At 63.7% G+C, this 11,972-nt stretch carries 7 protein-coding genes and 1 pseudogene; 3 read left to right on the forward strand and 5 right to left on the reverse strand.

The features are described from left to right. The first annotated feature begins 22 nt into the window (after positions 1-22). Positions 23-520, forward strand: coding sequence for a GreA/GreB family elongation factor (locus EJA05_RS24410; RefSeq protein WP_125860429.1), 498 nt, complete (start codon positions 23-25; stop codon positions 518-520). A gap of 140 nt (positions 521-660) precedes the next feature. Here the strand turns inward: EJA05_RS24410 and gdhA are convergent, their stop codons facing one another. From gdhA to EJA05_RS24430, 3 genes are all read right to left on the reverse strand, one after another. Beyond that, the gene (gdhA, locus tag EJA05_RS24415) at positions 661-2,001 is read right to left on the reverse strand and encodes an NADP-specific glutamate dehydrogenase (RefSeq protein WP_125465583.1); all 1,341 of its coding nucleotides are present in this window, start codon (positions 1,999-2,001) and stop codon (positions 661-663) included. A gap of 308 nt (positions 2,002-2,309) precedes the next feature. Further along, positions 2,310-3,977 (reverse strand): energy-dependent translational throttle protein EttA, encoded by a 1,668-nt coding sequence (gene ettA / locus EJA05_RS24425; protein WP_110996559.1) that lies wholly within the window; start codon positions 3,975-3,977, stop codon positions 2,310-2,312. Positions 3,978-4,270: 293 nt separating this feature from the next. Further along, positions 4,271-4,684 (reverse strand): hypothetical protein, encoded by a 414-nt coding sequence (locus EJA05_RS24430; RefSeq protein WP_125465584.1) that lies wholly within the window; start codon positions 4,682-4,684, stop codon positions 4,271-4,273. A 935-nt stretch (positions 4,685-5,619) separates the two neighbouring features. Here EJA05_RS24430 and EJA05_RS24435 point away from each other — a divergent pair. Both EJA05_RS24435 and glyA read left to right on the forward strand, forming a co-directional pair. Beyond that, positions 5,620-8,751, forward strand: a pseudogene (locus EJA05_RS24435) (sensor domain-containing protein); the annotation flags it as partial. Positions 8,752-9,043: 292 nt separating this feature from the next. Then, a complete protein-coding gene (gene glyA, locus EJA05_RS24440; protein WP_110996555.1) occupies positions 9,044-10,297 on the forward strand; it encodes a serine hydroxymethyltransferase in 1,254 nt (417 codons plus the stop codon). Between the two features lie 393 nt (positions 10,298-10,690). Here glyA and yjiA read toward each other — a convergent pair whose 3' ends face one another. Continuing rightward, complete coding sequence (gene yjiA / locus EJA05_RS24445) at positions 10,691-11,683, reverse strand: GTPase (protein ID WP_125860433.1); 993 nt, start codon at positions 11,681-11,683, stop codon at positions 10,691-10,693. Between the two features lie 78 nt (positions 11,684-11,761). Then, positions 11,762-11,959, reverse strand: a complete 198-nt coding sequence (locus EJA05_RS24450) for a YbdD/YjiX family protein (RefSeq protein WP_110994698.1) — start codon at positions 11,957-11,959, stop codon at positions 11,762-11,764. Between the last annotated feature and the right edge of the window lie 13 nt (positions 11,960-11,972).

The raw sequence follows: 11,972 nt of genomic DNA on the forward strand, positions 1-11,972 counted from the left end.
TCTCCAGCACAAGGAGGCCCCCATGAGCCGAGCATTCGTCAACGAGGACCAGGCCGCCGCCCAGGCCGACCAGCCGGTAGAGCGGCGTGTCAGCGAAGAACCCAACTACGTCACTGCCAGCGGCCTGTGTCAGCTGCAAGCGCGCGTGGCCGAACTGAATGCCTTGCGCAGTGAACTGCAGGCGCAGGGCGAGCATGGCGACAAGCAGCGCCTGGCCGACACCGAACGCGACCTGCGTTATTTCAATGCCCGCGTGCAGAGTGCCCAGGTGGTGCCGGCAGCGGCTTCACGCAACAAGGTGCAGATTGGTAGCCGGGTACGCTTTGTCGATGCGCAGGACCAGGAGCATGTGGTGCGGCTGGTGGGCGAGGATGAAGCGGATGCTGGGCGGGGATTGATCAACTGGAGTTCGCCGTTAGGGCGGGCTTTGCTGGGCGCGGGGCCTGGGGATGAAGTGGTTTGGCGGCGGCCGGTGGGGGATCAGCTGATCGAGATACTTGAAATTGAGGGTGAAAGCTGAGGGCCTTGGGGGCTGCTTTGCAGCCCATCGCGGCACAAGGCCGCTCCTACAGGGAGCGCGAAAATCTGGATGATCGCGCAATCCTGTAGGAGCGGCCTTGCGTCGCGAAAGGGCCGCAAAGCGGCCCCGTCGGTCTCGGATCAAACCACGCCCTGCGCCAGCATGGCATCGGCGACTTTCACGAAGCCGGCGATGTTGGCGCCCTTGACGTAGTTGATGCTGCCATCGTCTTCCTGGCCATAGTGCACGCACGCATGGTGGATCGACTGCATGATGTTGTGCAGCTTGCTGTCCACCTCGCCCGCAGTCCACAGCAGGCGCATGGCGTTCTGCGACATCTCCAGGCCCGACACGGCCACGCCACCGGCGTTGGACGCCTTGCCCGGCGCATAGAGAATGCCAGCCTCGATGAAGATATCCACAGCGTCGAGGGTGGTTGGCATGTTGGCGCCTTCGGCCACGCAGATGCAGCCGTTGCGCAGCAGGGTACGGGCGTCTTCGGCGTTCAGTTCGTTCTGGGTGGCGCACGGCAGGGCGATGTCGCACGGCAAGGCCCATGGCGTCTGGCCCTTGCGGAACTCCAGGCCGTACTGGGTGGCCAGCTCGCTGAGGCGGCCACGCTTGACGTTCTTCAGTTCCATCAGCGCATCCCATTGGGCATCGCTCAAGCCGGCTTCGCAGAACAGCGTGCCTTCGGAGTCGGACAGCGAGATCACCTTGCCACCCAGGTCCATCACCTTGCGCGCAGCATACTGGGCAACGTTACCCGAACCCGAGATCGCCACGCGGCGGCCATCGATACGCTTGTCCTGGCGCTTGAGCATCTCTTCGGCGAAATACACGCAGCCGAAGCCGGTAGCCTCAGGGCGGATCAGGCTGCCGCCATAGGTCATGCCCTTGCCGGTCAGCACCGAGGTGAACTGGTTGGCCAGGCGCTTGTACTGGCCAAACATGTAGCCGATCTCGCGGGCACCCACGCCGATGTCACCGGCCGGTACGTCGAGGTCGGCGCCGATGTGGCGGTACAGCTCGCTCATGAACGCCTGGCAGAAGCGCATCACTTCAGCATCGCTCTTGCCCTTCGGATCGAAGTCCGAGCCACCCTTGCCACCGCCCATCGGCAGCGAGGTCAGCGAGTTCTTGAACACCTGCTCGAAGGCCAGGAACTTGAGTACGCCCAGGTTCACCGACGGGTGGAAACGCAGGCCACCTTTGTACGGGCCGATGGCGCTGCTCATCTGGATGCGGTAGCCGCGGTTGACCTGGACCTTGCCCTGGTCATCCACCCACGACACGCGGAACAGCACGGCGCGCTCGGGCTCGACCATGCGCTCGAGGATGCCGGCTTTGAGGTAGTGAGGGTTGGCTTCGAGGAAGGGCCACAGGCTGCGCAGCACCTCTTCCACCGCCTGGTGGAACTCGGGCTGGGCAGGGTCGCGCTGTTGCAGACGGGCCAGGAAGGCGTCGACAGATTCAGTCATGGTAGACATCTCACCAAGAGGGATTGTTTTTGGTTTTTTCGGGAATGTACCAAGAACCAATCGCACTGGAACAGGGCGCAATGTCGTTTTTATGAAATTATTTGGTGCGTTTTATATAACTGTATACAAAATTGCTCTCGCGTCGCCCTCTTCGCGGGTAAACCCGCTCCCACAAGGACTGCACCAATTTCACTGCCAGTGCCGGACCTGTGGGAGCGGGTTTACCCGCGAAGAAGCCAGCCCCGCTTTTCGATCAAGCACAAAAATGGGGCCGCATAGGGCCCCATTCTTGTGCAGCTAAAACCGGCTTACTGAGCCAGCTTCTTGTGACGCACACGGTGCGGCTGGGCAGCGGCATCGCCCAGGCGCTTCTTGCGGTCGGCTTCGTACTCGGTGTAGTTGCCTTCGAAGAACACCACGCTCGAGTCGTCTTCGTACGCCAGGATGTGGGTGGCCACACGGTCCAGGAACCATCGGTCGTGGGAAATCACGATGGCGGCGCCCGGGAAGTCCAGCAGGGCCTCCTCCAGCGAACGCAGGGTTTCGACGTCAAGGTCGTTGGACGGTTCGTCGAGCAGCAGGACGTTGCCGCCCTCTTTCAGCGTAAGGGCCAGGTGCAGACGGCCACGCTCACCACCGGACAGGTCCTTGACGAACTTCTGCTGGTCGCCGCCCTTGAAGTTGAAGCGGCCGACATAGGTGCGCGACGGGATCTCGTAATTGCCGATACGGATCTGGTCGGAACCGTCGGACACTTGCTGGAACACGGTCTTGTTGCCGTCCAGGTCTTCGCGGCTCTGGTCGACGCAGGCCAGTTGCACGGTTTCGCCGATCTCGATGCTGCCCGAGTCCGGCTGCTCCTTGCCCATCAGCATGCGGAACAGAGTCGATTTACCGGCACCGTTACCGCCGATAACGCCGACGATGGCGCCCTTGGGCATGGCGAACGACAGGTTGTCGATCAGCACGCGGTCGCCGTAGCCCTTGGTGACGTTCTTGAACTCGATGACCTTGTCGCCCAGGCGCGGACCGGCCGGGATGTAGATCTCGTTGGTCTCGGAACGCTTCTGGAACTCCTGCGACTGCATCTCTTCGAAGCGCTGCAGACGAGCCTTGGATTTGGACTGGCGGGCCTTGGCGCCTTTGCGCACCCACTCCAGTTCCTCTTTCATGGCCTTTTCGTGGGCGCTCTGCTGCTTGGATTCCTGCGCCAAGCGGTCCGACTTGGCCTCCAGCCAGCCCGAGTAGTTGCCTTCGTACGGGATACCGGCGCCGCGGTCCAGTTCGAGGATCCAGCCGGCGACGTTGTCGAGGAAGTAACGGTCGTGGGTGATCGCCACCACGGTGCCGGGGAAGTCGTGCAGGAAGCGCTCAAGCCAGGCCACCGAGTCGGCGTCCAGGTGGTTGGTCGGTTCGTCCAGCAGCAGCATGTCGGGGGCCGACAGCAGCAGGCGGCACAGGGCCACACGGCGCTTTTCACCACCGGACAGATGCTCGATCTTCGCATCCCAGGCCGGCAGGCGCAGGGCGTCGGCGGCGACGTCCAGCTGGCGCTCCAGGTTGTGGCCGTCGGCGGCCTGCAGGATGGCTTCGAGCTTGGCCTGTTCGGCGGCCAGCTTGTCGAAATCGGCATCCGGGTCGGCGTAGGCGGCGTAGACCTCGTCCAGGCGGGCCTGGGCGTCCTTGATCACGCTGACCGCTTCCTCGACCACTTCACGCACGGTCTTGGTTGGGTCCAGCTGCGGCTCCTGAGGCAGGTAGCCGACGTTGATGTCGGGCATCGGACGGGCTTCGCCGTCGAATTCCTTGTCGACGCCCGCCATGATGCGCAGCAGCGTCGATTTACCCGCGCCGTTCAGGCCGAGCACGCCGATCTTGGCGCCCGGGAAGAACGACAGGGAAATATTCTTGAGAATTTCCCGCTTCGGCGGCACGACCTTGCTCAGCCGATGCATGGTGTAGACGTATTGAGCCAAAACCAAGCCCTCTATCAGATAGGTAAAGACATCGACGTACGCCCGAGGCGGTTGCCCGGGGGATGTGTTTACGGGGTGTCATTGAACAAAGTGGGCCATTCTACGCCAAGCGCAGGCTTTGCACAGAGTGGTCGCAGGGTGGCCGAGCCCTTGGGGCTGGAGTGACAGCGATGGCCTGTCACGGCTTCATCGCAAGCAAGCCCGCTGCCACAGGGTTCGCAGCGCCGTGAGGGGCTTCGACATACCTGTGACAGCGGGCTTGCCGCGATGGGGCCAGTAGGGTCTGGCAGGGCTCAGACGTGCGACTGCCTGGCCTTGCCACGCGGCAGGCGGCAACGGTCCGACTGCTCGGCCAGGCGTGCGGCCCAGGCCGACTTGACGCTGAAGGCGCCGCTGCGTGCTGGCTTGTCGACGTGCTTGGCGGCAGGCTTGCTCACCGCCTTGGCGGGTGCTGCGGCAGGCTTGGCGAGCGGCTGCGCGGCAACTTCGGCAGCAGGCTCAGCGGCGGCCTTGGCCGCCTTGGCCGACTTGCGCAGCTCGGCCAGCGACGGCGTCTTGTTCAGGTTGGCAGCAGCCGCGTCCGGCTTGGCCAGCGAGCGCTGGCAGGTCTTGCAGGATACGTCCTCGGCCGCAGCAGTGCTGACCAGGGTCTGACTGCTGCGGCCGCAGGCAGAATCAAGACCATTGGTGGAATAGTGGGTAACCAAAACCTTACTTCTCCGATGCGTTGACTATGAAGCGGCCGGTATTCTCGCACAGGATGCAGGGGCTTGCCGAACCGGCAGGACCAGCTGCGATCACACCCACTGGCACTTTGCCATGTTTGAAGGCATGCTAGGCGGCTTCACATTGGCGGCTTATAGTGCGCCCGGCGGCTTGCCTGGCCACGGCATGCGCCGTGCATGCGCCCTCCCTGCCGTCAGCCCAATCGCAGGACCAACGCTTGACCAATCTCACGCATCCGTCATCCCTGCGCCCCGCTGCTGCCAAGGCCGGCAGCCATCTGCGCGGCTCGTTGAAAGGGGCGCTGGCCCTGCTGGCGCTGGTGTTGCTGGGCCTGCTGCTATGGCAACTGTTCACCCAGTTCCGCCACACCCAGGCTGACCTTCGCCAGCAAAGCCTGACGACCAGCGCGGAACTGGCCGACCATCTGAGCCTGAACATGGCGCTCAAGGCACAGCAAGCGCTGAACCTGGTCCAGCCCTACGTCAAAACTCCGGCGCCCGCCGCCCTGCCGACCCTGCTCGAAACCTTGCAGGCGCGCCTGCCTGCCCTGCAGCAATTGGCCTGGCTGGACAGCAATGGCCAGCCCCTGGTCGACACCCTGGACGGCAGTGACGATCGCCCACTGATTGACGAGCTCCTGCAACTCAACCAGGGGCGCGCCTTCTTCTATACCAACAGCCCTGACAACACCCAGGTCTACCTGCTGCTGCGCCAACCCGCCGAGCAGGACCGCGGCTACTGGCTGCTGCGCCTGAGCCCCGACTACTACAAGGAACTGGCCCAACACCTGGATGGCCCCGGCCACCCATTGTGGTTGCTGGAAAACAGCCGCAGCGGCGAGGTAATCGAGCGCCACGGCCCGACCACCACCAGCAACGAGCCGCTGCAGAGCGTGATGCTGGCCTACATCGACAACAGCAGCTGGCAGCTGCGCGGCCTGTTCGACGCCGGCCTGGCCCGCAGCAAGCTGCTCCCGGCGCTGATCGGCAAATGCGTGCTGGTGCTGTTCTGCGCCCTGCTGCCGGTACTGGCGCTGATCAACATGCGCCGCCGCCAGCGCGCCTTGCAGGAGGACCGGCGGCGTTATCAGGAAATCTTCGAGGGCACTGGCGTGGCCCTGTGCGTGCTCGACCTTTCCAGCCTGCCTGGCCAGCTCGACCGCTACCACTTGCGCAACCGCGCCGCGCTCAAGCAAAGCCTGGCCCTGGACCCGAACCTGCGCCGCTCGCTGCTGGCCGAACTGAAGATCACCGAAATCAACCAGGTCGCCCGCCAGCTGCTCAACGTCGATTGCAATGAAGGCGCCTGGCAACGCCTGATCGATGGCAGCGGCGACGGTCGCGACAGCGTCGGCATGCAACTGATCGACGCGCTGATCGAAGAACGCAGCCAGCTCGAACTGGAAGTGCGTCTGCCGGCCCCGCTGGGCGGTGAACTGCACCTGTGGCTGATGGTGCGCCTGCCGCAGCAGCGCCGCGACTTCCAGGCGGTGATCCTGAGCATCAGCGACATCACCAGCCGCAAGCAGGTGGAACTGTCGTTGCTCGAACGCGAGAGTTTCTGGTCGGACGTGGTCCGCACCGTGCCCGACCAGCTCTACGTGCAGGACGTGCACAGCCAGCGGATGATTTTCAGCAACCGCCACCTCGGCCAGACCCTGGGCTACGACCGCGCGGAGCTGGCGCAGATGGGCGAGCGCTTCTGGGAGTTGCTGCTGCACCCCGAGGACGCCGAGCACTATCAAACGCTGCGCCGGCAACAACTGGACAGCAACCGTGAACAATCGCTGTACTGCCAGCTGCGCTTCCGCCACCGCGACGGCGGCTGGCGCTGCTATGAAATTCGCGAGCAAGTGCTGACCCGTGACAGCGACGGCCTGATCACCCGCATCATCGGGGTGGGCAAGGACGTCACCGTGCAGATCGAGGCCAGCGCGTCGCTACGCGACAGCGAGCAGCGCTACCGCATGCTCGCCGAAAGCATCAGCGACGTGATCTTCTCCACCGACAGCCTGTTGCAGCTCAATTACGTCAGCCCTTCGGCGCAGGCGGTGCTCGGTTACCCGGCCGACTGGATCTTCGCCAACGGCTGGCAGTCGATCGTCGCCAACCCGGCCCAGCTCAGCGGCGTCTATGCCCTGATGGAACGGGTCAGCAAGGCCCTCGGCGACAACCAGCAGCTGGCCCTGCTGCGCACCACCCTGCCCACGCAACTGTTCCTGTTCGACTGCCTGCGCGCCGACGGCCGCAAGATCCCCATCGAGCTGCGCCTGGTGCTGGTGTGGGACGAGCATGAGCGCTTCGAGGGCGTACTCGGCGTGGGCCGCGACATCAGCCAGCAGCGCCGGGCCGAGAAGGACCTGCGCATGGCGGCCACGGTATTCGAGCACTCAACCTCGGCGATTCTGATCACCGACCCGGCCGGCTACATCGTCCAGGCCAACGAGGCGTTCAGCCGGGTCAGCGGCTATGCGGTCGCCGAAGTGCTCGACCAGCTGCCGGGCATGCTCACCGTCGAACACCAGCAGGATGCCCACCTGGGCTACGTGCTCAAACAGCTCAACCAGCGCGGCAGCTGGGAAGGCGAAGTGTTCCTCAAGCGCCGCAACGGCGAGCACTACCCGGCCTGGGTCGGCATCACCGCGGTACTCGACGACGAAGGCGACTTGGCCAGCTACGTGTGCTTCTTCACCGACATCAGCGAGCGCAAGGCCAGCGAACAGCGCATCCACCGCCTGGCCTACTACGACGCCCTCACCCACCTGCCCAACCGCACGCTGTTCCAGGACCGCCTGTACACCGCCCTGCAGCAGGCCGAACGGCAAAAGGCCTGGGTGGTGCTGATGTTCCTCGACCTCGACCGTTTCAAGCCGATCAACGACTCCCTCGGCCACGCCGCGGGCGATCGCATGCTCAAGGACATGGCCGAGCGCCTGCTGGCCTGTGTCGACGACGACGACACCGTGGCGCGCATGGGTGGCGATGAGTTCACCCTGCTGCTGCAACCCAAGGCTACCCGCGAACTGGCGCTCAACCGCGCCATCCACGTCGCCGAGAACATCCTCGGCAGCCTGGTCACCCCGTTCGTGCTGGAGAACCGTGAGTTCTTCGTCACCGCCAGCATCGGCATCGCCCTCAGCCCTCAGGACGGCAGCGAGCTGAGCCAGTTGATGAAGAACGCCGACACCGCCATGTACCACGCCAAGGAGCGTGGCAAGAACAACTTCCAGTTCTACCAGGCGGACATGAACGCCAGCGCGCTGGAGCGCCTGGAGCTGGAGAGCGACCTGCGCCACGCCTTGGAGCAGAACGAGTTCATCCTCTACTACCAGCCGCAGTTCAGCGGCGACGGCAAGCGCCTGACCGGCGCCGAGGCGCTGCTGCGCTGGCGCCACCCGACTCGCGGCCTGGTACCGCCGGGCGACTTCATCCCGGTGATCGAGGAGCTGGGGCTGGTGGTGGACGTCGGCGACTGGGTGCTGCGCGAGGCCAGCCGCCAGCTCAAGGCCTGGCACCTGGCCAAGGTGCGGGTGCCGAAAGTGTCGGTGAACATCTCGGCCCGGCAGTTCTCCGATGGCCAGCTTGGCACGCGCATCGCCACCATCCTGGAAGAAACCGGCCTGCCGCCGGCATGCCTGGAGCTGGAACTGACCGAAAGCATCCTGATGCGTGAAGTCCACGAGGCCATGCAGATCCTCGACAGCCTGAAGAACCTTGGCCTGAGCATCGCGGTCGATGACTTCGGCACCGGCTACTCGTCGCTGAACTACCTCAAGCAGTTCCCCATCGACGTACTGAAGATCGACCGCACCTTCGTCGACGGCCTGCCCGAGGGCGAGCAAGACGCGCAGATCGCCCGGGCGATCATCGCCATGGCCCACAGCCTCAACCTGGCGGTGATCGCCGAGGGCGTGGAAACCCACGAGCAGCTGGAGTTCCTGCGCGAGCATGGCTGCGACGAGGTACAGGGCTACCTGTTTGGCCGGCCGATGCCGGCCAACCAGTTCGAGGCGCAGTTCAGCAACGAGACGTTGTTCATGTTCCAGTAGCCGCTCCGAGGCTACTTCGCCCGCGTCGTGGGAGCGGGCTTGCCCCGCGATTGGCCGGCCGTGGCTACATCGCTTCATGGCCCAATCGCGGGGCAAGCCCGCTCCCACGACGCTCCCACGCAGACCTCGCGCACCCCGAAAAAACCGGACCCTGGAGTCAACTCAAGCCCAGACACGGCGCGGCCTGCAACATGAGTCCCATTGGTCCGCGACTTGATGCCACTTCATATGCCAGGCGCGAATCAATCGGTTAGAATGCCCCCCCAATCCAGCCCGATCCTTGAGGACCGCCATGTTCAGCCGTGATTTGACCATTGCCAAGTACGACGCCGAGCTCTTCGAAGCCATGCAGCAAGAAGCCCTGCGCCAGGAAGAGCATATCGAGCTGATCGCTTCGGAAAACTACACTAGCCCCGCCGTCATGGAAGCCCAGGGTTCGGTACTGACCAACAAGTACGCCGAAGGCTACCCAGGCAAGCGCTACTACGGTGGTTGCGAGTACGTCGACGTGGTCGAGCAACTGGCCATCGACCGCGCCAAAGAGCTGTTCGGCGCCGACTACGCCAACGTCCAGCCGCACGCCGGCTCCCAGGCCAACGCCGCCGTCTACCTGGCGCTGCTGTCGGCCGGTGACACCATCCTGGGCATGAGCCTGGCCCACGGTGGCCACCTGACCCACGGTGCTTCGGTAAGCTCGTCGGGCAAGCTGTACAACGCCATCCAGTACGGCATCGACGGCAACGGCCTGATCGACTACGACGAAGTCGAGCGCCTGGCGGTCGAGCACAAGCCGAAGATGATCGTTGCCGGCTTCTCTGCCTACTCGCAGGTACTGGACTTCGCCCGCTTCCGCGAAATCGCCGACAAGGTCGGTGCCTACCTGTTCGTCGACATGGCTCACGTCGCCGGCCTGGTTGCCGCTGGCGTGTACCCGAACCCGGTGCCGTTCGCCGACGTGGTCACCACCACCACCCACAAGACCCTGCGCGGTCCACGTGGCGGCCTGATCCTGGCCCGTGCCAACGCCGACATCGAGAAGAAGCTGAACTCCGCCGTCTTCCCTGGCGCCCAGGGCGGCCCGCTGGAGCACGTCATCGCCGCCAAGGCAATCTGCTTCAAGGAAGCCCTGCAACCTGAGTTCAAGGCCTACCAGCAGCAAGTGGTGAAGAACGCCCAGGCCATGGCTTCGGTGTTCATCGAGCGCGGTTTCGACGTGGTTTCCGGCGGCACCCAGAACCACCTGTTCCTGCTGTCGCTGATCAAGCAGGAAATCTCCGGTAAGGACGCCGACGCCGCCCTGGGCAAGGCCTTCATCACCGTCAACAAGAACTCGGTGCCGAACGACCCACGTTCCCCGTTCGTCACCTCGGGCCTGCGTTTCGGCACCCCGGCCGTGACCACCCGTGGCTTCAAAGAAGCCGAGTGCAAAGAGCTGGCCGGCTGGATCTGCGACATCCTGGCCGACCTGAACAACGAAGCGGTGATCGACGCCGTGCGTGAGAAGGTCAAGGCCATCTGCAAGAAGCTGCCGGTGTACGGCAACTGATTGGCAGACCGCTGATGTGAAAAAGCCCGGCCATGTGCCGGGCTTTTTTGTGGGTGCTTGGCGAGAGTCTTGCGGCGCTCGATCTCATAGGCAAAACAACTGTTACGTCACACAACTAGTAGTCTCCACGCTAATCCCGCTAATAGTTCTAGCGGGCTGAGGCGTTTCTGCTTCGGCATTTGCCCCGTCGAGTCTTAATGCACGACAGCGCTTGATGGCTTGCATCAGTTGCCAGATGAGCACCCGTTTCAACGCTGGCTCCATCACCGCCTCAGCTAAACCCTCTTCCAAAAGGAAGTCATCGAAATTCGACCCGATGTGAAGATTCATTTGACCCACTCTCATGAAGACCTTGAGGTGGAAAAAATGCCGCCATAAGGCGGCATTCACAAGTCAGACACTTCTGACCGACCCATCACTCAAAGCCTCGAAACCTGCCCGGATCTTCTCCTCCGGCAGCTCGTCACCAATAAACACCATTACGCTTTCCCGGGCCTCGCCTTCCTTCCACTCGGCATCCCAGTCAAACCCATACAGCTTGAGCACCCCCTGAAACACCAGACGGCGGTCTTCGCCGGCGATGTTCAGCACGCCCTTGTAGCGCAGCAATTGCTTGCCGTGCTCCTCCAGCAGCTCGTTCATGAAGTCGCTGAGACGATCAATATCCAACGGCGTTTCGGTGCGCAGCACCAGCGTCGAGATACGGTCCGGCGTCGCGGGCTTGAGCACGGGGCGCAGGCTCGGTTTCAGGCTGATGCCCAAATCCGGGTTGAGGTTGAAGCCGCGCACATCGAGCAACTCGGCCAGGTCGATACGACCATGCTCCACCACGCGGATCGCCGCCCGGCCGTTAATGCGCGCCAGGCGTTCGCGCAGGGCCTCCACCGCCGCACGTTCCGCCAGGTCAGTCTTGCTCAGCAGCAGGCGGTCGGCAAAACCGACCTGGGCCTGGGCGATGGCCTGGGTCAGGTGCAGTTCGGCATGCACGGCATCGACCAAGGTGATGATGCCGTCGAGGACATAGCGCTCACGCAGTTCCTCATCGATGAAGAAGGTCTGCGCCACCGGCGCCGGGTCGGCGAGGCCGGTGCACTCGATCACCAGGCGGTCGAAAGCGATTTCGCCGGCATCCAGGCGCTCCAGCAGCAGGTACAGGGCGCGGGTCAGGTCGCCATGGATGCTGCAGCACACGCAGCCGTTGGCCAGGGTCATGACCTGCACCGGTTCGTCGCCCAGCAGCTGGCTGTCGATGCCGGCCTCGCTGAACTCGTTTTCGATCACGGCGATCTTCAGGCCGTGCTCGGCCTTGAGCATGTGTTTGAGCAGGGTGGTCTTGCCGGCGCCGAGGAAGCCGGTCAACACGGTAACGGGAATCGGCGTTTGCACGCGGTTGTCTCCTGGGGCTGAAAACGAAAGTGGGAGCCCGGTTGCCCGGGCTCCCACTGATTCACACGTGTCGCGGGTTCAACAGCACTTGGGCCCGGACTTGCCACCGTAGCGCGCTTCCTGGCGTTCGCGGAAGAACGCTTCGTAGCTCATCACCGGCTTGTCCGGGTGCTTGGTCTGCATGTGCTCGACGTAGTTGTCGTAGTCGGGCATGCCGACCATCAGGCGGGCTGCCTGCCCCAGGTACTTACCCAGTCGACTCAAGTCGTTGAACATCGCGGCATTCCTC

It is taken from the genome of Pseudomonas oryziphila (assembly GCF_003940825.1).
Lineage (GTDB): Bacteria > Pseudomonadota > Gammaproteobacteria > Pseudomonadales > Pseudomonadaceae > Aquipseudomonas > Aquipseudomonas sichuanensis.